Here is a 26,965-nt window from a genome sequence, read left to right as displayed (position 1 = left end):
CAATAAGAGTCGCGTGCAAACACTAGTTTTCTAAACAGTTTGTTTTTTGAAATTTGTTTTTGAATTCCAAGGAGGGGTCAGTAATGAGACAGAGCAATTGGTTTAGAACCGTTTCTGGCATGTTTTCGACCGTGGCCCTCGGCCTGATGTTCGTGGCGGCGGCCGTGGCGCAGAACGCCACGCTGACCGGCACGGTGGCGGACGAGTCGGGCGCGATGATGCCTGGCGTCGAGATTACCGTCAACAATACGGAGACCGGCATCAAGCGCACCGCCACGTCGGACGCGCAAGGTCGCTTCAACGTGCCTTCGCTGAATCCCGGCACCTATGAGATCACCAGCACGCTGACCGGATTCGACACCTCGGTGCGTCAGGGAATTACCCTGACCGTTGGTCAGGTGGTGAACCTCCCGCTGACCATGAAGGTGGGATCGGTGAGCGAGCAGGTTACCGTAACCGGCGAGGCGCCGCTGGTGGATGTCTCCACCAGCAACGTCTCCGGCGTGGTGGAAGAGCGTCGCATTCAGGAGTTGCCGCTGAACGGCCGCGACTTCTCGCAACTCGCACTCGTCCAGCCCGGCGCGGTCTCCGTGCGCGGGTCGGAACAGGGCGCGTCCAAGGGCTTCGGCACGCGCGTGGCGCTGGCCGGCTCCCGCCCCGATCAGACCGGCTGGCAGCTTGACGGCACCAACATTAATAGCGTGGGCAATTTCGGCACCCCCGGCTCGGCCTCGGGCGTGATGATGGGCGTGGATGCGGTGCGCGAGTTCCGCGTGCTCTCCGGCGGCTATAGCTCCGAGTTCGGCGGCTACTCCGGCGGCATGGTGCAGATGATCACCAAGTCAGGCACCAATACCATCCACGGCACGGCCTATGGTTATCTGCGCAATGACAACATCGACGCCACCAGCTGGGAAAACAATCGCGCCAATCGCAAGAAGGCGGAGTTCCGCCGCAACCAGTTCGGCGGCTCGGCTGGCGGACCAATCATCAAGGACAAGGCATTCTACTTCGGCAACTTTGAAGCGCTGCGCCAAGCCAACATCGGCGTCGCCGATCCCGCGCTGGTTCCCGGTCCGGCGATACGGCAGGGCATCCTTCCCAACGGCACCACGGTTCAGGTTGCGCCGACGATTCGCCCGTACCTGGACCTTTATCCGCTCCCCAATGGTAAAGAGTCCTTTCCCGGCAGCGGAATCTTCGAGCACTTCACGCCGCAGAACCGCATCACCAATGAAAATTTCTTTGTAACCCGTGTGGACTACAATCTCAACTCGAATCAGAATCTCTTCGCGCGCTTCCAGTATGACAACGGCGACGACCGCATCCCGGCGGCGCTGAATATCTCCGACACACTGATCCGCACGCGCCAGCGCTACTCGACGGTTCAGTATGAGAACATCCTGACGCCGACACTGCTGTCCTCCACGCGCGCCTCCATGAACCGCACCAATATCGTGCCGACCATTGATCTGAAGATCGCCTATCCGGAAAGTCTCTACTTCCTGGGCAAAGACTATCCCACCGGCATCGGCTTTACGGGGATCACCACCCTGGGCTTGAACTCCAATGACACCACCTACCGCGTGCAGAATCTCTATGAGCTTGCTGAATCGCTGACGCTCAGCAAGAGCGCGCATACCCTGCGCTTCGGTTTTTCCTGGAGCCACGTAGGCTTCAACACCAGTGGACCCGCGGCGGGCGCATTTGGTGATTTCTCGTTCAGCAATGCCGCTGGCTTCCTGACTGACACCAACATGAACTCGTTCTCGGCGGAGGTGCCGGGCAGCAGCACGGCGCGCTCCACGCGGCAGGCCATCTACAGCATGTTTTTCCAGGATGACTATCGCCTGCGCACGAACTTCATGCTGAATCTGGGCCTGCGCTATGAGCCGTGGACCGCGCCCGGCGAAAAGTGGGGCCGCGTCTCCACCATTCGCAAGTGGATGGAAGCGACGCGCTACGACACGCCAGAAAACGGGACCGATACCTACTTCAACAGTCCCGGCGAGAGTACCTGGTCGCCGCGCGTCGGTTTCGCGTGGGATGTCCAGGGCAACGGCAAGACCGCCATCCGCGGCGGCTTCGGCATCTTCCATCAGTTGATTCTGGGCAATTACCTGAACACCATCACCCGCAAGAATCCCCCCTATGCCGCGACGATTGTGGTTACCCCGGCGCCGAATATCACGGTGGCCAACGCCAGAGCGTACGCGCTCAGCGTGGGTCCGTCGTTTCTGACGCCGAACCTCAGTCCCTTCCCGGTGATTGACGCGCTGGCCGAGTTCATTCAGTACGAGATGGAATCGTCCTACGACATGAAGTTCAACTTCTCCATCGACCGCGAGATCATGCCCAACCTGGCCGTCTCGGCGCAGTATGTCGGCTCGCGCGGCAATCATCTGTTCCGCCTCGCCGACGGCAACGCGGCCTATCCCACCATGGTGGGTGGCCGCCCGTTCGTGGCCACCGGCACGCCGCGCCTGAATACCTACCTCGATCAGTCCACGGTGCGCAACACGGACGGCAAGGCGTTCTACAACGGCCTGCTGGTGGAAGTGAAGAAGCGCTTCAACCGCGGCTTCCAGTTCAATGCCGCCTACACCTGGTCGAAGAACATCGACGACGCCACCACCGGACTCGCGCTGAGCGACTACAACGAAGGCGCGCAGTCGCAGCCCTATGACACCAAGGTGGACCGCGGACTTTCCACGCTGCACTTGTCGCATAACTTCGTGATGAACGGTCTGTGGTCGGTCCCTTCGCCTTTCCAGGGCGGCATCGGCTCGCTTATTCTGGGCGGCTGGCGCGTGTCGTCGATTCTGACGGCCTCGACCGGCGCTCCCTTCACCGTGCAGATCGGCGGACGCAACGTGCCCGATCAATCGCGCTCCGCGGGTCGTCAGCATCCTGAACAAGTGGATGCCAGCCGGACCGCGGCGAGCATCACCTCGGGTGTTTCAGCGGGCTGCTCGTTCGGGCCCGCCGCCGGCCAGACCATCGCCGCCGGCACCAAGCTCGGCACCACTGACATGTACTACGATCCTTGCGCCTACACGCTGCCCGCCCCCGGCTTCTACGGCAACTCGGGACGCAACACTCTGATTGGACCCAAGTACACGGTGCTCGATTTCAGCCTGCTCAAGTCCATGCCGCTGGGTCTCACGGAAGGCAGCTCGCTCCAGTTCCACGCGGACTTCTTCAACCTGCTCAACCATGCCAACTTCGGCCGTCCCGCCAACGCTCCGCTCAACGCGGGCAATCGCAACACCACGACCGGCGCGCCGCTGAACAATTGGTTTACCGCCGGCTCGGGACAGATCACCACCACGGTCTCCAACGCGCGTCAGTTGCAGTTCGGGCTGAAGCTGGTTTTCTAACTTGTTTCCCGGCATGATTGCGCCGGTTGATCTGCAACGCCAGGAAGGACCGCTCCCATTCGGGGCGGGCCTTTTGGCCTGTTGCTGGAAAGCGCCTGCTGCAAACCCGCCGTGAAAGCGGTCGTAAATCAGAGCCTGCCGTGGCCCGCACTCCGGCTGATAACACATTGATAAAATTGCCTATTGACACCTTGCAGGCTTGTATTAATATTAAGAGGCGAGATGGTCCGCGCTTGCCGGCCCGGCGGCGGCTGGGTCTAGGTGTATAAACCGGCGGACGTGGTTCATTTTAGGTTGTGTTGAAGGGTAGCAAAAAAGCTAGGAGAATTGCCGAAACTCCAGCAAAAGGGCGGAAGATGATTGAATTGAAATCTTGGAATCGCCTGGTAATTTTAATGAGCGTGATGGCGGTCGCGGCATCCATTGCCGGCGGCGCGCAGGCGCAGCAAACCACGGAACCCGTTTCGGCGAATCGCGCGCTGCTCAATAAATATTGTGTCACCTGCCACAATGAAAAATTGAAGACTGCTGATCTGATGCTGGATCAAGCCAACGTAGACAACATTTCTGAAGCGCCCGACGTATGGGAGAAAGTTGTCAAGAAGCTGCGCACCGGCGCCATGCCGCCGGCCAAGGCGCCGCGTCCCGACGCACAGGCGAATAACGATCTCGCCGACTATCTTGAAAAAAATCTTGATCAACTCGCCGCCGCCAAACCTAATCCGGGGAGCACCGTGGTGCATCGGCTGAATCGTGCCGAGTACTCGAACGCGGTGCGCGATCTGCTGGCCATTGAAGTGGACGGCGCTGCGCTGCTGCCCGCCGATGACTCGGGGCGCGGCTTCGACAATCTTGCGCAACTGCTGAACGTCTCGCCCGTGCTCATGGAGCGGTACATGTCGGCGGCGTCGAAGATCAGCACCATGTCCGTGGGTGATCCGGCGATTGCTCCGGTGGGTGAGACCTACAATGTTCCCGACAAGCTTTATCAGGACGAGCAGTTGAGCGATGACTTGCCTTTCGGCTCGCGCGGCGGCATCGCCGTGCATCATGTATTCCCACTGGATGGCGAGTACGTGGTCAAGATGAAACTCGTGCGCAACGACGACGGCATCATTCGCGGCCTCACCGGGACGGCGCATCAATTGGATGTGCGGCTGAATGGCGTGCGCGTCGCTGATTTTTCCGTCGGCGGCAAGCGCTTCGGCCTAACCGGCCCGGAGCACAATCGCAACGGCACGTTCTATCGCGGTGATCCTGATCAGACGGCCTATGAATTTTTGGCCGACGATGAGTTGGTCGCGCGCTTTGCGGTCGAGGCCGGCACGCGTACAGTTGGCGTGGCGTTTCGCGCCAAGGCCGGCGAGCCGGAAGGCTTGCTCGAAAATTTCGCGCGTCCCATGACTCCCGACATCGGCGACTGGAAGGGCGGCGACCCGGGCATCGCCAGCATCACCATTGACGGCCCATTTAACGCGAGCGGCGTGGGCAATACACCCAGCCGCCAGAAGATTTTCACCTGCCATCCCACCGCCGAGACCGAGCAGGACATCTGCGCGCAGAAGATTCTTTCCGGCCTGGCGCGCCGCGCCTATCGTCGCCCGGTAACGGACAAAGAAATGCAGTCGCTGGCCAAACTCTATCAGGCCGGTAAAGCGGATGGCGGGGCTGCCAATGGCTTTGAAAGTGGCGTGCGCATGGCGATCCAAGGCATGCTGGTCAGCCCGGAATTCCTGTTCCGCATTGAGCGTGATCCCGCGGGCGCCGCGCCCGATTCACCTTACAAGTTGAGCGATATCGAGCTGGCTTCGCGCCTCTCCTTCTTCCTGTGGTCCAGCATTCCCGATGATGAATTGCTGGCTGCCGCCGAAAATAGCAAGTTGAACGACGCTGCCGTGCTGGACGCGCAAGTGAAGCGCATGATGGCAGATCCCAAGGCCGTTGCGCTGGTGGATAACTTCGCAGGCCAATGGCTCTACCTGCGGAATCTGAAGATGGTCTCGCCGGACCCCGGTGTCTTCCCTGATTTCGATGACAATCTGCGCGTCGCGTTCGAGCGCGAGACCAGTCTGTTTTTCGCGAGCATGTTGCGCGAAGACCGCTCCGCATTGGACTTGCTGCGCGCCGATTACACCTACGTCAACGAGCGCCTCGCCAAACACTACGGAATTACCGGCGTTTACGGCAGCAGCTTCCGCCGCGTTGCGGTCGCCGATGAATCGCGTCGCGGGCTGCTGGGGCAGGGCAGCATCCTGACCGTTACCTCGCGCTCCAATCGAACTTCGCCGGTGCTGCGCGGCAAATGGGTGCTGGAAAATATGCTGGGCACACCGCCGCCGCCTCCACCTCCCAACGTTCCGCTGCTTGAGGAGAAGGGCGATAAGATCAAGAACCTGACCATGCGCGAGCGCACCATCCAGCATCAGGCCAATCCAGTCTGCTCGAACTGCCATGCACGCATGGACCCCATCGGATTTTCATTGGATAATTTCAACGCCATCGGACAGTGGCGCACGGAAGATGGCGGCGCAAAGATTGACAATGCCTCCGCCATGCCCGACGGCACCAGGATCGCCGGCGCCGATGGGCTCAGGAAAGTTCTGCTCAGCAAGCCGGAGCAGTTCGTCAATACGCTGACCGAGAAGTTGATGACCTACGCGCTGGGGCGTGAGGTTGAATTCTATGATGTTCCCAGCCTACGCAAAGTCGTGCGGGAGTCCGCTGCAAAGGACTACCGCTGGTCGTCGATCATTATCGGTATTGTGAAGAGTACGCCATTTCAGATGAGGAGGACTCGCGCATCATGATGATATTCAAGAAGGCCATCCCCCGTCGCACATTCCTGCGTGGAGCAGGCGCGGCGCTGGCGCTGCCCATGTTGAGCAGCATGACCCCGGCATTCGCTGCTGCCGCGGACAACACCGGCGGCCTGCGGTTGGTGTTCATCTATGGACCCAACGGCAGGATCATGAAGAACTGGGTCCCCACAGCGACCGGCGCCAATTTTGAGTTGCCGCCGACGCTGGCGCCGCTGGCCAAGTTCCGCGAGAACATGCTGGTGCTGAGCGGCATGAATATTAAGGCCGCTGATCCGGTCGGCAATGAAGCGGGCGGCAATCACGCGCGTCCCTGCGCGGCGTATCTGACCGGCATCCACCCGAAGCCGGGTGGCGCGGTGGGCATTTCGGCGGATCAGCTGGCGGCGCGCGAGTTCGGCAAAGTAACGCAGTTGGCCTCGCTCGAAATGTCGCTCGATCAGGCCGACGATCTCGGCGCGGCCGATGGCGCGTACAGCGACGCCTACACCAAAACCATCTCCTGGCGCGGGCCGAACACTCCGCTGCCCATGGAGGCCAACCCGCGCGCCGTCTTCCAGCGTCTGATGGGCGAAAGCCGCTCGACCGATCCGGCCGAGCGCAAACGCCAGGCGCAGCGCAGCAGGAGCATCCTGGATTTTCTGTCCGAGGATGTCAGCCGCGTGGCCACGGACCTGGGTCCGAGCGACCGCTCGAAGCTCAACGAGTATCTGGAAGCGGTGCGCGACATCGAGCGCCGCATTCAGTTGGCGGAGGAGCAATCGTCGCGCGCGCTGCCCTCGATGGATCAGCCTGTGGGCATTCCCGCCACCCGTACCGAGCACGCCAAGCTCCTGTTCGATCTTCAAGTGCTGGCGTTCCAGGGCGATCTCACTCGCGTGGTTACCTTCATGTGGGGCCGCGAGCAGAATGATGTTGCGTATCGCGAACTGGGTATCCGCGATGGTCACCACTCGCTGTCGCACCACTCGGGCCAGGAGGCGGCGGTGGAAGCCTGCGGCAAGATTGACGCGCATCACTCCGCGCAGTTCGCTTATTTCCTCGATCGCCTGAAATCCTCGCAGGACGGCGATGGCACGCTGCTCGATCATTCGCTGATCATGTACGGCAGCGGCATGAGCGATGGCAACGCGCACACGCACCATGACGTTCCCATGTTGCTGGTGGGCGGAGCGAACGGACAATTGAAGGGCGGACGGCACATCCGCTACAACGCATTGCCCATGTCCAATATGCTGCTGACCATGCTCGATCTGGCCAAGCTCCCGGTCGATGACTATCTCGACAGCAAGTACAGCGACGCTACTGGCAGGCTCGACGTGCTGTCCATGTAAATCTCACGGGCGGGGAGCCGGGAGCGATCTGGCTCGCCCCCCGCCCAACCATTTGCTCCGGCAAAATCGTAAGGAGACTGGGAATGCGGATGAATCTGAGAAATCTCGGTGGTTGGGTATTTGCAGGCGCACTCACGGTGTCCGGCCTTCATGCGGCGGCAGCGCTCGACATGCAGTTGATCGATGCTGTGCGCCGTGGCGACCGCGACATGGTGCGCCGCATGATTCAGGCCGACACTGCGGCGGTGAATCGCCCTGCGGGCGATGGCGCAACCGCGCTGCTGTGGTCCGCTTATCGCAATGACACAGAGACGGCCTCGTTGCTGCTCGGCGCGGGAGCCAATCCCAACGCGGCGAACGACTATGGTGTTACGCCCTTGTCGCTGGCCTGCACGAATAAAAATGTCCCGCTGGTGGAACTGCTGGTAAAGGCCAAGGCCAATCCCAACGCGGCCGAGACCAACGGCGTTACTCCGCTGATGAACTGCGCCAAGACGGGAACCACTGAGGCTGTAAAGATATTGATCACAGCGGGAGCGAATCTCGACGCAGCTGATACCGATCGCGCGCAAACCGCGCTGATGCGCGCCGCTGCACAGAAGCAGTCCGCCGTCGTGCAGGAGCTCGTCGCTGCGAAAGCCAATGTTCATCTGAGGACGAAGAAGCTGGACCTCTACGATCCGATGAGGGCTACCACCTACAGCGATAAGGCCTATTTCCCGGGTGAGAAGGGCGGATTCACGGCGCTGATGTTCGCCGCGCAGTCCGGCGATGTGGATGCGGCGAAGGCGCTGCTGGATGCGGGCGCAAAGATTGATGATGGCACGGAGTTCGACGGCACGCCGCTGGTGGTGGCCGCGCAGAACGGCAACGAGAAGATGAGTCTGTTCCTGCTCGATCGCGGCGCCAGTCCCAATGCGCGCGACGGTTACGGCCTGACGCCGATGCACTGGGCGTTGCAGGAAGGCTTGGCGGAGTTGTTTGGCGGCGGCAAGTCGATGACCGACAAGTTCTGGGTGCGCTCGAACTCTCCCGAACTGGTGAAGGCCCTACTTGCTCGCAATGCGGACCCCAATGCGGAGATGACCAATGACTTCATGCCCTACGAAGTTCATCGCTTTGCCCGCAGCATGGGCAACAATCTGCCGCAGTTGTATCTCTCCGGCGTTACCCCCTTCATGCTGGCCACGGCCTCGGGTGATGCAGCTACCATGCGTTTCCTGGTGGAGCGCCGCGCCGATCCCAAGATCACCACCGGGCAGGGGACCACTCCTCTGATGGTGGCCTCCGGCATCGGTCGAGAGCGTGAGCCGCGCACGGAGGACGAGAAGAAGAGGTTTCTGGAAGCCATGAAGCTGAACGTGATGCTCGGCGGCGATGTGAACGCGGTGGACAAGAATAACCGCACGGCGCTGCACGGAGCGGTCTACTTGGGCGACCTCGATATGATTGAGTTCCTGGTGAAGAACGGAGCCAATCTGGAATCGAAGGACAAGTACGGGCAAACACCGATCACCATTGCCATGGGCGATCCGGGCGGGCTGGTTTATCGCCAGCTCAAAGGCGACGCGTTTGACTACAGCTTCCGCCAGCCGACACGCGAAAATAAGGGCACGGCCGAGCTGCTGTTGAAGTTGGGCGCGAAGCCCTATGACGGTCCCATCCGCGATCGTTCGGCGGAGTAAGCGGAGTTTAGTTTAGTTATTGAGGGTTCCTGGATTTCAAATACTTTTGATAAGAGGGAGTTATGTTCATGAAGAAAGTATTGTTGCTGAGTGTTGCGGTAATGTTGTTGGGTGTGGCTGGTTGGTCTCAGGCCGATCCCACATTTGTGGGTTATATGAAGGCTACGTCGGCAGCCAATGGCAGCCTGCGCAAGAATATGGAAGCCAAGATGGGTCCAGAGGCCGCCGCGGATGCCACGAAGCTGGCCGGGATCATGGGCCAGGTGAAGGCCTTCTTCGAGACCAACAAGTCAGCAGGCGCGACGATCGCTGCCAAAGCGCAGGCGGATTTCGCCAAGGTTGCCGAGCTGGCCGGCGCGGGCAAAGTGGACGAAGCTGCCGAAGCGATGAAAGTTGCCGGTGCCAATTGCGGGGCCTGCCACACCGCTCACCGTGAAAAGGTCGGCGACGGTCCTTACAGCATCAAATTCTAGTCGATTCAACGACATTCACTCCCGAGGGCGCCCAGTCAGTACTGGCAGGGCGCCCAATGTCGGCTTTGGCGGAGTGCTTTCTCCGGGCAATGTCTTTTTTTTTCGGACATGGAACGAACATCCGTTTAGGCTGGCGCGCGTTGGATGGATGGGTTCTGTCGGTATTCCTTCCTCCGATTTTTTGAGTATCTGTCCGCGGATGCCGCTTGCACTGGCCAATTGCTTTCCCTCGGACCGGTCGCGGCTCGCCAATTGAATTAATTGATGATGGACTCGCTGACAATTCGGGGCAGTGGCTGGAGATGTGTCCGCCAGCGAGTATATATTTTCGTGGTCGTGCTGGCCTGCATCCTGCAGGCTTCATCCGGCCAATCGCAACAGCCTGCTTCTGCGACGGATTCTTCTTCGCAGCCCATCGCCTTCAGCCATCGGCTGCACGCCGGTGATCTCAACATCCAATGTGTTTTTTGTCATAGCGGGGCGCGGCGGTCCGCCATGGCGGGACTTCCCGCCGTGGGCACTTGCGTTGGCTGCCATCGCTGGGTGAAGACGAAGTCCCCAGAGATGCTGAAGGTGGATGAGTACTGGGCGAAAAAGCAGCCCATCGTCTGGAAGCGCATCAATCAGATGGATGACTACGTTCATTTTTCTCATAAGCGGCATGTGGCTGTTGGGCTGAATTGCCAGGGTTGCCACGGGGCTGTGGAGAAGATGGAACGCGTGGAAAAGATCGAGCGCCTGACCATGGGCTGGTGCGTGAGTTGCCATCAGCAGCGAGGCGCGCCGCTGGATTGCTCGACGTGTCATCGCTGATCTGGCTTGAGCTGGTTTTGACTGGGACAATAGATGACCGCAACGTTTGATCGCCGAAATTTCCTGAAGGTTGCCGGCCTCGCAGGCATGGCCGGGACCGTCGGCTGCAGCCGCGACCAGGCGGGCACGCTTGTCTCGCTGGTGATGCCGTCGGACGAGACCATTCCTGGCATCGCCACATGGTACTCCACCACTTGCCGGGAATGCCCGGCCGGCTGTGGCATGACCGTGCGCACGCGCGAGGGTCGCGCGACCAAGGTGGAGGGCAACTCCGCGCATCCGCTCAGCCGCGGCGGGCTGTGCTCGCGCGGACAGGCGTCCGTGCAGGGTCTCTATAATCCCGACCGCTTCCAAGGCCCTCTGCGCCGCGCGAAGAACGGCGCGGTCGATCCCGTCAGTTGGGACGACGCCATCAAAACAATCTTGGAAAAACTAAGCGCGATCAACGCGTCTGGCGTCGCGTCTGGCAGCGCGTCCGGCCGCAAGGATCGCGTCGCATTTCTCTCCGGCGCGCGTGGCCCAGCGATGGGAAAACTGGTGCGCGAGTGGCTGGCGGCGTTCGGATCGACGCGCTCGCTGGTGCATGAGCCGTTCTCGTTGGCCTCACTGGTGGAGGCCAACCGCGCGTTGTTCGGCAAGCCGGTGGTTCCTTCGCTGCACATCGGCGATGCGGACTATGTCATTTCCTTCGGCGCGGATTATCTGGAGACCTGGCTCGCGCCGGTCGGCTTCACGCGCGATTTCGCAATGCTGCGCGGACAGGGAGCGGAGGCTGCAGCGGGACGCCTTCCCGGCAAGATTGTTCACGTTGAGCCGCGCCTCTCGCTCACCGCCGCCAACGCCGACGAATGGGTGGCGGCAAGGCCGGGCACGGAGATGTACATTGCGCTGGCCATGTCGCACGCGATTCTCACCAGGGGAGTGACCGCGCTTCCGCAGAGCGAGTCCAAGCGACTCCGCGAGATGCTGCAACCCTTTGCCGCCGCCGTGGTGAGCGTGCCCACGGGCGTCTCCGGCGAGATCATCGAGAGGATGGCTCAGGAGTTTGCCGCCGCCCGTTCCTCACTCGCCATGGGCGGAGGAGCTGCGGTGAGCGGTGAGCAAGCGACGGGCCTGATGATGGCGGTTCAGTTGCTCAATTATGTGGCGGGACGGATCGGGCAGACGGTGCGTTTTGATGATGCCTTCGAGCCGCCGCAGACGGCCAACGCGCAGGAATGGAAAACGCTCATCCAGGCGATGAATGCCGGCGAAGTGGATGTGCTCTTCGTCCATGCCACCAACCCGCTGCACACGCTGCCCGCCGAGTTGGGCCTGGCCGAGGCGATCAGAAAAGTTCCGTTGGTGGTGAGCTTGTCGAGTTATCCCGACGAGACGACGGAACTCGCTCACTTGATTCTTCCCGATCACACGCCGCTCGAGCAGTGGGGCGACTATCGTCCCGTGGCTGGTGTGCATAGCCTGCTGCAACCGTCGATGAATCCAGTGTTCGATACGCGGCAGTCCGCCGATGTTTTGCTGGCGCTGGCGCGCCTGGCTGGAGACAAGCCTTCCGCAGCGTTTTCGCAGGAGACATTCCAGAATTACTTGAAGGAATGCTGGCGTGCTGAGCACAGTCAGCACGCGCAGGGAGACTTTGAAAGTTTCTGGAACAACAGCCTGCGTGATGGGGGATTCTGGCCGAACTCCGCAAGAGCGGGTGACGAAAATTCGCCAGCATCGCGGCCCACCGTGAAAACAGAGATGGCCATCAGCGCCCTCATCGGAGCATTCCCGCCGCCCCCAACCCCGGCTGCGGCGACTGATTTTTATTTACACGCATACCCTTCGTCGCGCTACTACGACGGGCGCGGAGCGAATCGTCCGTGGTTGCATGAGATTCCCGATCCCATTACCAACATCGTGTGGGACGGCTGGGCGGAGTTGCATCCAGAGACGGCGGGCAAGCTGGGTGTCGTCGAGGGCGATGTGGTGGTGATTCAAGCGCCGGCGGGATTACTGGAAGCGCCGGTTTACATTTATGAGGGAATCCGCCGCGATACAGTGGCCATGCCGCTGGGCTTGGGCCACACCAACTTTGGCCGCTACGCCAACGATGTTGGCGCGAATCCCGTACGACTGCTTTCAGCACGATTCGATGCGAAGTCCGGCGCGTTGGCCTACGCGGGCACCACGGTTACGCTGACCAAGTCGGGTCGCCGGTCGCCGCTGGTGCGCACCGATGGATCGTTGACGGATCATGGGCGCGGTTTCTCGCAAGTGATCCCGATCAGCGCGTTAATGGGCGGCAGCCCGCAGGCACCCGCCGAGACGGGTCCTGAGACGGGGCACGAAGCGGGGCGCCATCTCGCGAGCCATTCGTATCCCGACAACTATCCGCCGCACGAGCACAAGGATTATCGCTGGGGCATGGCCATCAATCTTAACTCCTGCACCGGGTGCGGAGCTTGCGTGGCGGCCTGTTACGCCGAGAACAACGTGCCGGTGGTCGGCAAGCAGCGCGTGGCCGAGGGTCGGCACATGGCCTGGATTCGCATCGAGCGCTACATCCATGACGTTTCCGGCAAGCCGGATATTCGCTTTTCGCCGATGATGTGCCAGCAGTGCGACAACGCGCCCTGCGAACCGGTCTGCCCGGTCTATGCCACTCAGCACAATAGCGAAGGCTTGAACGTGATGACCTACAATCGCTGCGTGGGCACGCGCTATTGCTCGAATAATTGTCCTTACAAGGTGCGCACGTTCAACTGGTTTGACTACGGTTTCGAAGAGCCGCTGAATCTGCAATTGAATCCCGATGTTTCAGTGCGCAGCAAGGGGATCATGGAGAAGTGTACCTTCTGCGTGCAGCGCATTCGCGGCGCGAAGGATCACGCGAAGGACGAAGGCCGCAAGGTGCAAGATGGCGAAGGCACGCCGGCGTGTGCGCAGTCCTGTCCGGCGCAGGCGATCTCGTTTGGCAATCTGCTGGACCCAGAGAGCGCCGTCTCGAAACTATCGGCCATCCAGCACGGCTACAAAGTGCTGGAGGAGTTGAACACCAAACCGGCAATCACTTATTTGCCGAGGATTAAACAGGCCTAAGGAATTCATGAGCAGCAGCGCCGAGGCCAGAGAAATGCAGTTGAGCGGTGTCGCGGTGGATGGAATCCACCTGAGCGAACTTGCCACCGAGTTGCCGCCGAGCTTCGAGCAGGTCAACGAGGACATTCTCTCGCGCCTGCGCAACCCCGGTCCCGTCTACTGGATTATTCTGGGCATCGCGTTCGCGCTGGTGCTGATGGGCGGATACATCTGGTTCCAGTTGCTGGACAAGGGCCTGGGGCTGTGGGGTCTGAACCGGCCAACTGGTTGGGGATTCGACATCACCACGTTTGTTTTCTGGGTGGGCATCACCCATTCGGGCACGCTGATGTCGGCCATCTTTTACTTGTTCGGAGCGCCGTGGCGCGCCTCCATCAGCCGCATCGCCGAGGCCATGACCGTGTTTGCCATCATGACCGCGGGCATTTTCCCGATCCTGCATCTGGGCCGGGGGTGGTTGTTCTACTGGATGTTTCCGCTGCCGAACGAAAAGCAGTTGCCGTTCAACTTCCGCTCGCCGCTGCTGTGGGACGTGTTCGCCATCAGCACCTATCTCACTGTCAGCCTGCTGTTTTTTTATATCGGCATGGTGCCCGACCTGGCCGCGGTGCGCGACCGCAGCACGGGCCTGCGCAAGACGGTGTACGGAATCTTTGCGTTGGGATGGCGCGGCTCGGGCTGGCAGTGGCGGCACTTCAAGAGCGTCTACTTGCTGCTCGCCTCCCTTACGATTCCGCTGGCCATTTCCGTGCATAGTGTTGTCTCATGGGATTTCGCCATGGGCATCGTGCCCGGCTGGCACAGCACGGTGTTCGCGCCGTATTTTGTTTCCGGAGCGATCTTCTCCGGCCTCGCGCTGTTGTGCAATCTGCTGATCCTGCTGCGCGGCACGTTTCGTCTGCAAAGCTACATCACCACGGAGCATTACGACAAGCTGGGTCGCCTGCTGGTGCTGATGAGCCTGCTCATGACCTTCTGCTACTTGAGCGAATTCTTCACTTCGTGGTATGCGAACGAGCCTATCGAGATGTCCTCGATGCACTACCGGGCGTTTGGCGATTACGCTCCACTGTTCTGGATCATGATCGCCTGTAACTGCCTGTTCCCGCTGCTGCTCACCAGCGGCGGCTTGCGTCGCAACAGCATGGTGCTCTTCGTTGTCGCCGCGTTCATCAATGTGGGGATGTTTCTGGAACGGCTGATTATCGTGGCTGTTTCGCTAACGCACGATTACGATCCCTACACCTGGCGTATCTACCATCCCACGATCTATGAATACGGAATTCTCGCGGCGAGCATCGGGCTGTTCACTTTTCTGTTCTTGTTGTTTCTGCGGTTTTGTCCGGTCGTACCGCTATACGAAGTGAAGGAAGTCTTCTCCGCGCAAGCCGCCGGCCTGGAAGCGAACGCGCGCGAGGGCCGGAGGGTGGGGCCATGAGCGGCGTGCTGGCCATCTCGTATCAGGAGCGCCGACTGGTGGACGCGCTCGAACATCTGCGCGACAAAGGCTTCGCGCAATTTGAGGTGTTTTCTCCGCTGCCCTCGGGCGAGCTGCTGGAGGCCTGCGGAATTGGGGCGACTCCCATCCGTTACTACACGTTTGCGGGCGGTATCCTCGGGCTGCTCGGAGGTCTGGCGCTGACCTACGGCACCGCGCTCTCCTGGCCGCTGATTACTGGCGGCAAGCCGATCGTCGCATTCACTGGATTTTCGGTAGTCATCTTCGAGCTGACCATTCTGTTCGCGGGGCTCTCTACCGTTGCCGGCTTTGTGCTGCACGGCGGATTGTTTCGTTCCGCGGTGCCCGGCGTGATTTCCAAAGCGCGATACAGCGAACGATTTTCGGTGGACACCTTTGGCCTGTTCGTCGCGTGTGGGCCGGAGCAGGTGGAGGAAGTGAGCCGCGTTTTGCGGGCTTGCGGTCTGGAGGAGATCTCCATTGAAACCGCTTAAACTGCTCATCCCGGCAGGTTTTGTGCTGCTCGTGCTGGCTGCGGGAGCCATCTTGCTGGTACCCCGCGCAGGGGACTGGTATATGGGATTGCGCTACCCGGTGTCTCCAAAGCCCGCGGTGGGCAGCATGGCATGGTCAGCGCCGGTGGGTTCTGTCGGCACGACAATGCCCGGTGAGACGGATCTGGGCGCAAATGAGCCGCCGATGTCGCGGCAAGATGCGGATACCAAATTGCGCAACCCGCTGGCAACTTCGCCGGAGACGATTGAAAGTGGGAAGAAGTTGTTCGCGTCTTACTGCGCGGCCTGCCATGGACCGGAGGGCAAGGGAGACGGTCCGGTGGCTAAGAAAGCGCTGTTTCCGCCGCCTAATTTGCAGATTACGGTGGGCCGCCGCTCGGACGGATTCCTCTATGCCACGATTCGCAACGGAGGGGCGGTGATGACTTCGCTGGACCATGCCATCGCTCCCCAGGAGCGCTGGCAACTGGTGAGCTACCTGCGCAGCATCGCCATCGCGCCGCCGATGTCCGAAACGATTAGTGGCACGCAGCCCGGCGTAACCAGTTCGGGAAGCGAGGCGACATTCGCTCCGGGCGACGCGGCACGCGGGAAAGCCGTGTACGATGACAACTGTTCCACCTGCCACGCCGCTGATTCCGATGCGGAGATCGTCGGCCCGGGCCTGAAAAACCTTTTCGGCTGGCCGGCGCATCGCGGCGCGGATGGCAGCGATCACGCGCGACACACGGCGCCGATGATCCGCAAGCAGATCGTGGATGGCGGCGGCGCGATGGCGCCGATGGGAGACGCCGTGAGCGGGCAGGCGCTGGAAGACTTGCTGGCCTATTTGCAGACGCTGTAGCCAGGACCTATCGTTCGATTGTCATTCTGAGCGAAGCGAAGTATCTGCTTTCGTTCAGGGCGCGTGAAAAAGCAGAGCTCTTGTTGCGCTCAATTTATTGCGCTCAAGATGACAGTGCTAGGGCAATGTTTGAGACTGGAATGGCAGACGACTTGATGACACGCGAAAGTACGGAAGCGGGGAATCCGAAGACCATCCCGGCTGGATTATTGTCTCTGCTGGCGGCGCTGGCGCTGACTGGAGTGGGTGTGTTTGTTTGGACCGCTCTCTCCGCGCCGCAAGAGGCGTGGCGAATTTTTCTGGTGAATTTTTTGCTATGCTCCGGCGTGGTGAGCGGCGCCGTGGCGCTGGCGGCCATTTTGGAAGTATCCGACGCGCGCTGGCAGCGCACGGTCCGGCCCGCTGCGGAGGCCTGCGCGGCGGCTCTGCCCGCGGTGTGCGCGCTCTTTTTGATTTCCGCGCTGGGCAGGGAGGTTTTGTTCCCGTGGGCAGCGGTCGGCGGCGGTGTACACAAGCCCTGGCTGAACGTGGGGGCGATCTACCTGCGCGGGTCGCTGGGCCTGCTGATTCTTGCCGTCGTGGGCATGGCGTTTGCACGTAGTTCGCGGCGCGGGACAGGGAGTGGCACAGGGAACGGAACATGGAGTGGAAATACTGCGGCAACACGATGGCTGGCGATTGCCTACCTGATTGTTTTTGTGCTGGTCAGCGCGCTGCTCGCGGTGGACCTGCTCATGGCGCTCGATCCTCACTGGTCCTCCTCTCTGTTTGGCGGCTACTATTTTGTCGGCAACCTCTATCTGGGTGTGGCCGTGGCGACGGCTCTGGCCATAGCGGCCCGCCGCTGGCTCGGTGGCTCGGAACGGATGTCCCGCGAATTTCAAGACCGTGCCCGGAGCAACATGGGCAAGATGCTGTTCAGTTTTTCCATGATTTGGATGTACATGGTTTGGTCGCAGCTCCTCCCGATCTGGTACGGCAATCTTCCGCAGGAAACCAGCTACGTGCAGTTGCGACTGGCCACGCAGCCCTGGCAGACTCTTTCCTATATAGTCCTGTTGCTGAACTTCGTGCTGCCCTTTGTGCTGCTGCTGCCGAAAGCCGCCAAGCTGAATCAGCAACTGCTGCTGGGCGTGTCACTCATGGTCATAGCCGGAACCTGGATGGAGCGATTTGTGCTGGCCAGCCCCGAGCTGATGAGCGGCGATGAATCAGTCTTTGGGATGCGTGCCATCTTTATTACCGCCGGATTTACTGCGGGCATTTTGCTCCTTCTATTGACAAGCCTGCGGCGGGTTTCTATTCTGGAGATAGGCTCGGAATTAAAAGCGGCGTCCGGGTCAGAGTAAATTTGTAAGACTTAGAAGGTGGTGCTGGGCGATGTCCAAGGAAGCGAAGAAGAGAACCGTTCTGGGCGGCGTGATGTTGAGCGCAGTATTTAGCATCGGCACCGCTGGTGTGTTCATGATGTCCTCGGCCCAGCGCGGGGCGAGCCAGCCGCAGGCCGCCCCACCAGCCTCTGGCGATGCGGCCAAGGGCAAGGCCATCTTCAACGACAACTGCGCCTTCTGCCACAATGCGGAATCCTCCGAAGCCGGCGTCGGGCCTGGCCTGAAGGACTTGTTCAAGTGGCCGGCGCACAAGCTCTCCGACGGCACCGAGCACAAGGAACACACGGTGGAGATCATTAAGAAGCAGGTCAGCGAGGGTGGCGGCGGCATGGCGCCGATGGGCGAGAACGTGAACGGGCAAGGCCTGGATGACTTGTTGGCGTATTTGCAAACGCTGTAATCGCCCGACCCAATTTAAGTACCCAATATAAATAAATGAAGCGCGCAGCGGAGCGAATCCATTGCGCGCTTTTTTGTGAAATGGTTTCGATTGTCCTGCCGAGTTAGAAGATCACCTTCAGGCCCAACTGCACTTGCCGGGACTCACCACTAGTGGTGATGATCTGGCCCGCGATGGGATCGCGCGCGCGGGTAACGGCGTTGAACGGCGCGGCGCGATTGGCGGGCGGAATGCCGAAGCTGGGGCGGTTGAGCAGGTTGAAAAATCCGCCGGAGAACTCGACCGAAGTAGCTTCCCGGAAACCCAGCGGGAAGTTTTTCTTGAAATTCACATCGACGTTGGCGAATCCCGGGCCCGTAAGAATGTTGCGGCCGCTATTGCCGTAGAAGTTGATGGCGGGCGTGTTGTCGAACGCGCAGGGATCAAAGTAGAGCGTAGGTGTGCCGAGCGGAGTGCCGGCGGCGACTCCGGAGCAGCCCACGCTGACGCCCTGAGTGATACTCTCATGTGAACGATTCGGATCGACATAATCGGGGCGGACTCCGCCGCTGCGCTTATGCTCACGCAGAATGGTTCCGCTGTTCAGCACCGAGAACGGCGTGCCGTCGGAGGCCGAGAAGATTCCGGAAAGCTGCCAGCCGCCCAGTACGTAGCTCATCACTCCACGATCCTTGGGGAAGGGCAGGTCCCAGGTTCCGTTCATAGTCAGGTTGCGACCCAGGTGAATGCCCGAAAGGCCGCGATCATTCTTCGGGCCGTAGGGATATTCGGCGACGCCTTCGTTGTAATCGGTGTTGGCCACGCCGGTGGTGGCGTCGTCCACGGTCTTGGACCATGTGAATGAGCTTTGGAAGGTAACGCCCGAACTCATGCGCTTTTTCACGCCGAACAACAGGCCGTTGTAGAACGACTTGGCGTCGGTGTAGCGAATCGTTCCGACATCGGTGTTGTTGTTCACGCGAGTGAGCGCGACGCGATTCGCGCCCACGGTCTGGAAGGCCACAAACTCGCGGCCATCCGGCATGAAGGAGCTGGGCGAAGCGTTGGCGTCCGACGACCGCCACAAGTGATTCGCGCGCCCGCCCAGATAGCCAAGCGAAACGGACATGTTGCCGGGCAATTCCCGCTCCACCGTGAAGTTGAACTTGATCTCGTAGGAGGGGTCGAGATCCCACTGAAAAATTTCCATGAATGAGTCAGGAGTCATCCGCGCGTTCAGCAGTGTCGGAGCGATGCGCCGGACATCGGCTTCAAAGCTGGCCAGATTGCTGTTCGTAACATTGCTTTCCACGAACGCGCTGTAAGGCGGATTCTTCACGCCCGGTGTGCGATAGTAAGTTCCGAGCAGCGTAACGTAGAAGAGTCCAAAGCCGCCGCGCACCGCCGTCTTGCCATCGCCTTTGGGGTCCCAGGCGAAGCCGATGCGGGGCGAGAAGTTCTTCTTTGACGGATCGTTCCAGAACGGAACGTCGGTATCGAAAGAGGTAGCCTTCACCCAATCCTTGACCACGGCAATTCGATTCCACTTTTCGGTGGGTGGGGTAAACGGTTCGTAGCGCAGGCCGAGATTCAGCGTCAGGTTCTGCCGGACGCGCCAATCGTCCTGCAAATAAAGCCCATATACATGTTGTGTGTAGCTGCGCTGAGACTGCCCTCCGGGCACCTGTGCGGCAGTGCTGGAGAAGACCGCGTCGGTGAGGAACGCCGTTAAATTATTGTATTGGAAGTTGCCGTTGTCGCGTGGCCCGCCGTCGGTATTCAATCCGACTTTCTCATATTGAAAACCAAATTTGACCGAGTGCGCGCCGCCCGAGTAGACCATGTTGTGATGAAACTCATACAGGTTCTGCACATTCTTGAAGACGTCGCGGTCGCCAGGGCCGAACGAGTCGAGCCCGGTAACGAAACTGAATTGCGGAGGCACGCGCTTATTCAGGACGAACAGATTCGTCGGATAGTCGATGTTCAGCGAAACATCGGAGGCCAGATTGGAGCGGTTAAAAGCGATGCGATTGGTGGAAAGCCAGCGCGAAGACCACACGCGGTCATACTGCACCGAGGCGTAACGCGTGCGCGTGCTGATATCGGCGTTGACGATCGGAATTGGATACGGGCGGGTTTTCTCGCCTTGATCGAGGGTGAATCGCGCAAAGATGGATTGATTGTCATTGATCCGATAATCAGCGCGGGTCATCCAGTACATCTGGTTGGTGACGTCGCTGGCCACTGAAATCAGTTCCGCCGCGCCGCCACCGAGGTTGGCGCCATTCGGCGTCGGCCACAAGCTCAGGTAGGGACGGACGGAGGCCGCGATGGCGACGGTTCCCGGCCCCAAGATTCCCCGGCGCGCATCCTCATCCGGAACGCGCTGAATGTTGGTGAGTCCTTCACGCTCGCGCAGCGCTTCATAATTTCCGAAAACGAAAAACTTATCCTTGCGGATGGGGCCGCCGAGCGACGCTCCGAACTGGTTGCGCTTGAACTCCGGCTTGCTCTTGGGGTTGGTTCGCGTAACGCGGTCGAAGAAGTTGCGCGCGTCCATGTTGTCGTTGCGCAGATACTCGTAGGCCGTGCCGTGAATCTGATTGGTGCCCGACTTCGTAACCATGTTCACGATGCCGCCGGTGCTGCCGCCGTACTCGGCGGAGTAGTTGCTGGTGAGCACTTGGAACTCGCGCACCGCGTCCACGCCGAGCATCAGGCCGGAGGCCGAGCCGGGCGTGCCGAAGTTCGACATGCTCTTGATGTTGGTGCCGTCGAGCAGCCAGCCGGTCTGGTCGGGGCGTGAGCCGGCAAATGAGATGCGCGCGCCGAATCCCTTCTGGACGGTTGAATCCGTCTTGCGCGCGGGCAGCACGCCCGGCTCGATGAGGGCCAGTTGCGAGAAGTCGCGGCCATTGAGCGGCAGGTTCTGAATGCGTTCTTCGTTCACGATGCCAGTTACGGCGCTGGCGCTGGTATCGACCAGCGGCGCTTCGGCGGTGATGGTAACTTGCTGCGTTACCGAGCCGACCGTGAGCGGCAGATTGAGGTGCGCTTCCTGGCCCACGGTGAGGGCGATGCCGGTGCTGACCAGCGTCTCGAACCCTTCCTTGGAAACGGTCACCTGGTAGCGGCCCGGCTGCAACTGCGGCGCAGTGAAGCGGCCTTGCGCATCGCTGGTGACTACGCGCTGTGCGCCGGTCTCGCTATTAGCCACGGTGGCCTGCGCGTCTGGTATCACCGCACCGGAACTATCGGTGATGGTTCCCGAAAGCGTGGCGGTCTGCGCGTGGATCCGCGCCGTGCCGCACAGAAGCATGGCAAATGCCAGCACAAATCCAAACACAAGTCTGCGAACCACGTTGCTAATCATTCCAGAATCCTCCTGTTATTTGCCGACGCAATCCCCAAATTCAGGTCTGACTTGACGGCGAAACTTACCCGCGTTCAACCAAACAATCTTAAGGGGACTATGCCGCCAGAGGGCCTGATTTGTCAAGGGAAAACCGGAATGGCATTTTTCCCTTGACTCACCGCCAAGTCCTGCTATAAATGGCGTATAAGTTATTGTCTTGAATGAAGGTTCTAGGGAACAGGGGAGACGCTTCATGGCTCACAAAGTAACTCCGTTCGCGGTCCAATTGGGAGGGCGGCTGTTGATGCTTGCGGCGTTGGCCTCCACGGCGTTGCCCACAAGCGCGGCCACTGCTGACGCGCGATTGATGGAAGCGATTGAGCGCGGCGACCGGCAGGGCGTGCAGGCGTTGCTCTCCGAGCGCGTGGACGTGAACTTGAGCGCGGCGAATGGCGCGACTCCGCTGGCCTGGGCCGTGCATCGCGATGATCTCCCGATGGCCGAAATGCTGATCCGCGGCGGGGCCACGGTGAATGCCGAGAATGACTACGGGGTTACGCCTCTATCGCTGGCCTGCACCAATGCCAGCGGGGCGATGGTGAAGCTGCTCTTGAAGAGCGGCGCGAATCCCAACAAAGCCAACTGGACCGGTGAAACCCCGCTGATGACTTGCGCGCAGACCGGCAACGTGGAAACCGTGCAAGCCCTCCTCGCCGCAAAGGCGGACCCGAATATGAAGGAATCCCGCAAGGGTCAGACGGCGCTGATGTGGGCGGCGGCGGAGAAGCATACGGTCGTGGTGAAAGCGCTCATCGCCGGCGGCGCCAACGTGAAGGTCCGCTCGACCGTGATCCCCACGCGCACGCCGTTTGAGATTACCTGCACGGTCAACGACCCCTGCATGGGTGGCGAGTTTGAAGGCACCACGTATCGCAAGGAAGTGTATTTCCCGAAGACTACCGGCGGCTTCACCGCGTTGCTGTTCTCCGCGCAGCAGGGCGACATGGAGACGGCGCGTGTGCTGCTGGATGCGGGCGCGGGCATTGATGACGCAACGGATGAAGACGGCACGCCGTTGGTGGTGGCCACCGCGAGTGGTCATGAAAAGCTGGCGCTCTATCTGCTGGAGCGCGGCGCCAATCCCAATGCCAAGGACGCTTACGGAATGTGTCCGCTGCACTATGCGCTCTACAAAGGATTCCATGAAGTCAGCAGCGCGAAGAATGAGCCGACCGATCGCTTCGGCTGGCGCAAGCAGAACATGATGGATCTGGCCCGCGCGCTGCTGGCCAAGGGCGCCGATCCCAATGCCCAGGTCGAGCACGATTTCGCGCCGTATGACTACGCTCCCGTGGCGCGGTCGAATGGCAACAACCTGCCGCAGATTACCTTCGTGGGCGCCACGCCATTCTTTCTGGCCGCGGCGGGCGGCGATGTCGCGGCCATGAAGACGCTGGTCGAGGGCCGCGCCAATCCAAAAATTACAACTCAGCATGGGGCTACGGCGCTGATGGTGGCCGCGGGCGTCTCGCATGAATCGGGTGATTGGGATGAGGCCGACATGAAGGCAGCGCTGGAAGCCACCAAGATGGCGCTGGCGCTGGGCGCGGACGTGAATGCGGTTGGTGATGGCGGACGCACCGCGCTGCACGGCGCTGCCGCACAGGGCGCTAATGATCTGGTCCGCTTTCTGGTGGAGCATGGCGCTGATACCGAGGCCAAGGACAAGTACGGCCAATCCGCGTTGACCATCGCCATGGGCGATCCCGAGGGACTGGTCTATCGCCAGCTCCCCGGCGGGCGCTACGATTACAGCTTCCGCCAGCCCCGCAAACGCGACAAGACCGCCGCTCTGCTGGTCGAGCTTGGCGCCAAGCCCTTCACCGGCAAATACCGCGACCGCTCCGGCGAGTAACTCTATCCTTGTCGTGCCCGTGCCACGTGCCACGTGACGCGTGACGGTGCCGCGCAATTTGTCGCGCGACGGCGCTAGGCGTTCAAGCTAGCGCGCAATTTGTAGCGCTGGATCTTGCCTGTTGCGGTTTTCGGCAGGTCGTTGACGAAATGGATGTGGCGCGGGCATTTGTAGTGCGCCAGAATTTCGCGGGTGTAATGGATCAGCGCGGCCTCGGTTTGCGGGTTGGCTTCGTTGCTCGGCTTCAGGACGACAAACGCGGCGGGCTTCTCAAGACCCTGCGCGTCTTTCTCCGCGACCACGGCGGCCTCGGACACGGCGGGGTGACTGAGCAGCGCGGTCTCCACCTGAATGGGCGAGATCCAAATGCCGCCAGCCTTGAACAAATCGTCGCTGCGACCGTGGTAGGAGAGGTAGCCGTCCTTGTCGCGCTGATACTGATCGCCAGTGAGCAGCCACTCGCCGTTGAAGGCGCGCTTGCTGCCTTCGTGATTGCGCCAGTAATAGGACGCGACGGCGGGTGAGGAGACCCATAGCTCGCCCAGTTCATCCTGCCCCGCTTCCGCGCCTGCGGCATTCACCAGACGGAAATTGTGTTCAGGGAAAATCTTGCCGCTGGAGTCGAGATGAATGTCGCCGGGCCGGTTGCAGAGATAGATGTAGCCGAATTCAGTGGAGCCTACTCCGTCAATCGTTTCCAGTGCGGTCTGTGCTTTCCACTCGGAATAGATGGGGGAAGGCAACGCTTCGCCCGCCGAAACGCAAAGGCGCAGGCTCTTCAGTTTAGCTGGGTCCATGTTCTCGCGCAGCAAGCGGTTATAGCCTGTGGGCACGCAGAAGAAGATGGTGGGCTTATATAGTTCAATAAACTCAAAGATACGCTCCGGCTCCGGACGCATGGGCATCAGCACCACGCTGCCGCCTGTCCAGAGCGGGATGAACATGGAGTTGGCCAGGCCGTAGGAGAAAAATAGGCGCGAGACGGAGAAGGTAATGTCGTCGGGGGTCATCTGTAAAACGTGGCGGCAAAAGGGATCGATGGCGAACATCGTGTTCTTATGCAGATGCACCGCGCCCTTGGGATTGCCCGTAGAGCCGGAGGTGTAGACCCAGTGCGAAGGATCGTCGCGATGCGTGGGCGCCGGGTCCAGCTCGGTCGATTGCGCGGAGACCAGTTCCTTGAAATCAATCTCGCCGACGCTGGTGTTGTCGCGGACCGTAACCACGGCGAGCAGGTTGGCCTTCTTTAAGGTGTCGGCTATAGGCGCGAGGAATTCCGCCTCGCCCACCACGATGCGAGCCCGGCTGTTGCTGAGATAGAACTCGTACTCGGAAGGATGAGCGAAGGTGTTCAGCGAGACGGGGACCGCGCCCATCTTCATCGCGCCGAGGTAGGTGGCGATGAATTCCGGCGAATCGCGCAACAGAATGATCACGCGCTGCTCGCGTTGCAGGCCGAGCCACTTCAACGCATTGGCGGTTTGATTGACCAGCCGGGTAAGTTCTGCGTAAGTATATTCGCCGGCTGGTCCGCGCAAAGCGATGCGCGCGCCGCGACCTTCGGCCAGATGACGGTCGAGCAGTGCGGCGGCGAAATTAAATGTCTCCGGTAAGTCCTCAGGGCTGCGCACGGCGCGCACGTCTTTGTTTCGCCACGCGCTCTCCCAGGTGTCCCCCCCCCTCCGTCCACTTGCGGACTTGCCACTCGAACCGGCCATTCTTTTCCTCCAATTATTAGACCATCTTTACAATCGTTGTGCCGCGCTGCCGCACCGGTAGCCACGGGGAGTGTCTTTCTCGCCGTGGCTACCAGAGTGCAGCGTAATACGCCACCGTGCAAATGTCCTAGCGCCGCAAAGCATCAAGAATGGCGCGGCCGCGGGCGATGTAGGCCGCGTCCATATCCGGATTTTCAAAGCGAATGCCGGTGGTAACGCGCGCCGCTCCTTCGTAGTCAAGCGCTTTGTCTTCCAGCACCGCGTCAATGCGGATATTCATCATGGCCATGCCGGGAAATCCGGCCAGCTCGGGCGCCAACTCGGTGGCCGTGCCTTGAATATAGTAGGCCATTTCGGTATCGACCACGATCAGGTTTACTTTCCCATTGCGACGCATGTTGGCCGTGGTGGTGCTGTTGCTCCAGGGAGCCACGCGCAAGTTGGAGTGGTCCACGGCGATCAATTCCAGCAGGCTCAGCATGGCCACATAGGGCCATCCGCGCTCATCAACGGTGATGAGTAGAAACACTTTGCTCAGATGCGCGTCCATCTGGCTACCATCAAAAATGGGAACCAGCCGTTCGGGCAGAACCGGCTCCAATCGCTTGGACAATATAGTAACTCCTGGCGCTCTGGCGCGCGGGGATAAAACGTCAATATACGCTATCAACGGATCGAATAGAACCGGCAATTTCTTGCAGAGCCGCGCCAGTGAGCAAGCGGACCGGCTCGCGGATTCCCAGTGACCAATGACCCGGTCCGCTCGCTTACGCGCGCGGCTCTGTGAGCATTCGTGTGCGGCGGAGATAGAGCCGGGCGCGATCGATGTCGGAGATGATCTGCTGCCTGAGTGCGCTGGGTGAATCAAACTTGCGTTCATCGCGGAGACGGTGGAAGAAAAAAATCTCCATTGCGGCGGGTTGCCTTGTCGCTGCTGGCAACGTTTGGAGCAGGTGAGTCTCAACCCCTATCTCGCGCTCACCGAAGGTGGGCCGTGTTCCGACATTGGTGACAGAATCAATCGCTTCGCTCGTAACCAGCGAAGAAAAGTCGTCGCTGAACAACTTAGTCCTTGTGACGTAGACTCCGCGGACAGGCAGCAATCCGGGGTAGTCGCCTAGATTGAACGTGGGCACCGTTTGCGCTGCTCCAATTCCCAGACCGGTTGCGATGCCGGCGCGCACGGAAAAGGGTCGTCCCAACAGGCGATTGGCGTGCGAAAGTTTTCCAGTTTCCAGCAGCACGCGAATCTCCGAACTACTGATGGTGCGGCCGCGGAGCGTCATCTTCGGGAAAATTTCGGCTGTGTAGGAAAATTGTTCGCCCAGTGCCTGCAATAACTCCGGAGTGCCGGATTGACGATGGCCGAAGCGGAAATTATCGCCGACGATGACCGCCTTGGCATGTAACGCGGCCACCAACACTTGCTCAATAAACATCTCGGCGGACCATCGCGAAAGCTCGGTGGTAAAAGGAATCAGGAGCAAGCGGTCGATTCCCGTGGAGGCCAGCAGAGCAACCTTGGCAGGCAGCGGCGTCAGCAGTTTGGGCATGCGGCTGGGAGCCAGCACGGCCAGAGGGTGTGGCTCAAAGCTGACGGCGACGGAGACGGCGTTCCGCGCGCGCGCCTGTTCGCAGACGCGCCGCAGCAGTTCGCGATGGGCAAGGTGGATGCCGTCGAAGCTGCCGATGGTTACCACGCTGGGGCGTTGGTCTTGTTCCCGACACGCGGCGATATCAGCGATGGATTGGAAAATTTGCATGGTTGGCTAATTTTACAGTTGCGTATCAGAGCCCCGAC

The 26,965-nt window shown here is 60.4% G+C and carries 17 protein-coding genes; 13 read left to right on the top strand and 4 right to left on the bottom strand.

Annotated elements, in window-relative coordinates:
- The first annotated feature begins 83 nt into the window (after positions 1–83).
- From EXQ56_03130 to EXQ56_03075, 12 genes are all read left to right on the top strand, one after another.
- Complete coding sequence (locus EXQ56_03130; GenBank protein MSO19443.1) at positions 84–3,380, top strand: TonB-dependent receptor; 3,297 nt, start codon at positions 84–86, stop codon at positions 3,378–3,380.
- Positions 3,381–3,736: 356 nt separating this feature from the next.
- Positions 3,737–6,187, top strand: coding sequence for a DUF1592 domain-containing protein (locus EXQ56_03125; GenBank protein ID MSO19442.1), 2,451 nt, complete (start codon positions 3,737–3,739; stop codon positions 6,185–6,187).
- Positions 6,184–7,530: a DUF1552 domain-containing protein gene (locus EXQ56_03120; protein MSO19441.1), complete on the top strand. Its 1,347-nt coding sequence runs from the start codon at positions 6,184–6,186 to the stop codon at positions 7,528–7,530. Before EXQ56_03125 ends, EXQ56_03120 begins: the two co-directional genes overlap by 4 nt.
- 83 nt (positions 7,531–7,613) lie before the next feature.
- Positions 7,614–9,215, top strand: coding sequence for an ankyrin repeat domain-containing protein (locus tag EXQ56_03115; protein ID MSO19440.1), 1,602 nt, complete (start codon positions 7,614–7,616; stop codon positions 9,213–9,215).
- 68 nt (positions 9,216–9,283) lie between these two features.
- Entirely contained in the window at positions 9,284–9,688 is a 405-nt protein-coding gene (locus EXQ56_03110) for a hypothetical protein (protein ID MSO19439.1), read from the top strand.
- A gap of 264 nt (positions 9,689–9,952) precedes the next feature.
- Positions 9,953–10,501, top strand: a complete 549-nt coding sequence (locus EXQ56_03105) for a menaquinol oxidoreductase (protein ID MSO19438.1) — start codon at positions 9,953–9,955, stop codon at positions 10,499–10,501.
- 33 nt (positions 10,502–10,534) lie between these two features.
- The gene (locus tag EXQ56_03100) at positions 10,535–13,585 is read left to right on the top strand and encodes a 4Fe-4S dicluster domain-containing protein (GenBank protein ID MSO19437.1); all 3,051 of its coding nucleotides are present in this window, start codon (positions 10,535–10,537) and stop codon (positions 13,583–13,585) included.
- A 7-nt stretch (positions 13,586–13,592) separates the two neighbouring features.
- Complete coding sequence (locus EXQ56_03095; GenBank protein MSO19436.1) at positions 13,593–15,023, top strand: hydrogenase; 1,431 nt, start codon at positions 13,593–13,595, stop codon at positions 15,021–15,023.
- On the top strand, positions 15,020–15,538 hold the full coding sequence (locus EXQ56_03090; protein MSO19435.1) for a DUF3341 domain-containing protein: 519 nt from the start codon (positions 15,020–15,022) through the stop codon (positions 15,536–15,538). The genes EXQ56_03095 and EXQ56_03090 overlap by 4 nt, the downstream gene beginning before the upstream one ends.
- A complete protein-coding gene (locus tag EXQ56_03085; protein MSO19434.1) occupies positions 15,525–16,403 on the top strand; it encodes a c-type cytochrome in 879 nt (292 codons plus the stop codon). Before EXQ56_03090 ends, EXQ56_03085 begins: the two co-directional genes overlap by 14 nt.
- A gap of 140 nt (positions 16,404–16,543) precedes the next feature.
- The gene (locus EXQ56_03080; GenBank protein MSO19433.1) at positions 16,544–17,752 is read left to right on the top strand and encodes a hypothetical protein; all 1,209 of its coding nucleotides are present in this window, start codon (positions 16,544–16,546) and stop codon (positions 17,750–17,752) included.
- 31 nt (positions 17,753–17,783) lie between these two features.
- On the top strand, positions 17,784–18,194 hold the full coding sequence (locus EXQ56_03075) for a c-type cytochrome (GenBank protein ID MSO19432.1): 411 nt from the start codon (positions 17,784–17,786) through the stop codon (positions 18,192–18,194).
- A gap of 103 nt (positions 18,195–18,297) precedes the next feature.
- Here the strand turns inward: EXQ56_03075 and EXQ56_03070 are convergent, their stop codons facing one another.
- Positions 18,298–21,549: a TonB-dependent receptor gene (locus tag EXQ56_03070; protein MSO19431.1), complete on the bottom strand. Its 3,252-nt coding sequence runs from the start codon at positions 21,547–21,549 to the stop codon at positions 18,298–18,300.
- A gap of 235 nt (positions 21,550–21,784) precedes the next feature.
- Here EXQ56_03070 and EXQ56_03065 point away from each other — a divergent pair, with 235 nt between their 5' ends.
- On the top strand, positions 21,785–23,446 hold the full coding sequence (locus tag EXQ56_03065) for an ankyrin repeat domain-containing protein (GenBank protein ID MSO19430.1): 1,662 nt from the start codon (positions 21,785–21,787) through the stop codon (positions 23,444–23,446).
- Between the two features lie 74 nt (positions 23,447–23,520).
- Here the strand turns inward: EXQ56_03065 and EXQ56_03060 are convergent, their stop codons facing one another.
- From EXQ56_03060 to EXQ56_03050, 3 genes are all read right to left on the bottom strand, one after another.
- Positions 23,521–25,164 (bottom strand): benzoate-CoA ligase family protein, encoded by a 1,644-nt coding sequence (locus EXQ56_03060; GenBank protein ID MSO19429.1) that lies wholly within the window; start codon positions 25,162–25,164, stop codon positions 23,521–23,523.
- Positions 25,165–25,291: 127 nt separating this feature from the next.
- Positions 25,292–26,044 carry a hypothetical protein gene (locus EXQ56_03055; protein MSO19428.1) on the bottom strand — a complete coding sequence of 251 codons (753 nt, stop codon included), beginning with the start codon at positions 26,042–26,044 and terminating at the stop codon, positions 25,292–25,294.
- The gene (locus EXQ56_03050; GenBank protein MSO19427.1) at positions 25,932–26,927 is read right to left on the bottom strand and encodes a bifunctional riboflavin kinase/FAD synthetase; all 996 of its coding nucleotides are present in this window, start codon (positions 26,925–26,927) and stop codon (positions 25,932–25,934) included. Before EXQ56_03050 ends, EXQ56_03055 begins: the two co-directional genes overlap by 113 nt.
- Positions 26,928–26,965: the final 38 nt, after the last annotated feature.

The sequence above is a fragment of the Acidobacteriota bacterium genome (assembly GCA_009691245.1).
Lineage (GTDB): Bacteria > Acidobacteriota > Terriglobia > 2-12-FULL-54-10 > 2-12-FULL-54-10 > SHUM01.
Note: the sequence above shows the minus strand (reverse complement) of the source record. Positions and strands in the feature narration are given on the sequence as shown.

Bases quoted from the DNA above. Each gene is read 5' to 3' on its own strand.
- EXQ56_03105 (MSO19438.1), top strand. From the start codon at position 9,953: ATGATGGACTCGCTGACAATTCGGGGCAGTGGCTGGAGATGTGTCCGC.
- EXQ56_03055 (MSO19428.1), bottom strand. From the start codon at position 26,044: ATGAACGCAAGTTTGATTCACCCAGCGCACTCAGGCAGCAGATCATCT.
- EXQ56_03100 (MSO19437.1), top strand. From the start codon at position 10,535: ATGACCGCAACGTTTGATCGCCGAAATTTCCTGAAGGTTGCCGGCCTC.
- EXQ56_03075 (MSO19432.1), top strand. From the start codon at position 17,784: ATGTCCAAGGAAGCGAAGAAGAGAACCGTTCTGGGCGGCGTGATGTTG.
- EXQ56_03070 (MSO19431.1), bottom strand. From the start codon at position 21,549: ATGATTAGCAACGTGGTTCGCAGACTTGTGTTTGGATTTGTGCTGGCA.
- EXQ56_03130 (MSO19443.1), top strand. From the start codon at position 84: ATGAGACAGAGCAATTGGTTTAGAACCGTTTCTGGCATGTTTTCGACC.
- EXQ56_03110 (MSO19439.1), top strand. From the start codon at position 9,284: ATGAAGAAAGTATTGTTGCTGAGTGTTGCGGTAATGTTGTTGGGTGTG.
- EXQ56_03050 (MSO19427.1), bottom strand. From the start codon at position 26,927: ATGCAAATTTTCCAATCCATCGCTGATATCGCCGCGTGTCGGGAACAA.
- EXQ56_03125 (MSO19442.1), top strand. From the start codon at position 3,737: ATGATTGAATTGAAATCTTGGAATCGCCTGGTAATTTTAATGAGCGTG.
- EXQ56_03115 (MSO19440.1), top strand. From the start codon at position 7,614: ATGCGGATGAATCTGAGAAATCTCGGTGGTTGGGTATTTGCAGGCGCA.
- EXQ56_03065 (MSO19430.1), top strand. From the start codon at position 21,785: ATGGCTCACAAAGTAACTCCGTTCGCGGTCCAATTGGGAGGGCGGCTG.
- EXQ56_03120 (MSO19441.1), top strand. From the start codon at position 6,184: ATGATGATATTCAAGAAGGCCATCCCCCGTCGCACATTCCTGCGTGGA.
- EXQ56_03095 (MSO19436.1), top strand. From the start codon at position 13,593: ATGAGCAGCAGCGCCGAGGCCAGAGAAATGCAGTTGAGCGGTGTCGCG.
- EXQ56_03090 (MSO19435.1), top strand. From the start codon at position 15,020: ATGAGCGGCGTGCTGGCCATCTCGTATCAGGAGCGCCGACTGGTGGAC.
- EXQ56_03080 (MSO19433.1), top strand. From the start codon at position 16,544: ATGGCAGACGACTTGATGACACGCGAAAGTACGGAAGCGGGGAATCCG.
- EXQ56_03060 (MSO19429.1), bottom strand. From the start codon at position 25,164: ATGGCCGGTTCGAGTGGCAAGTCCGCAAGTGGACGGAGGGGGGGGGAC.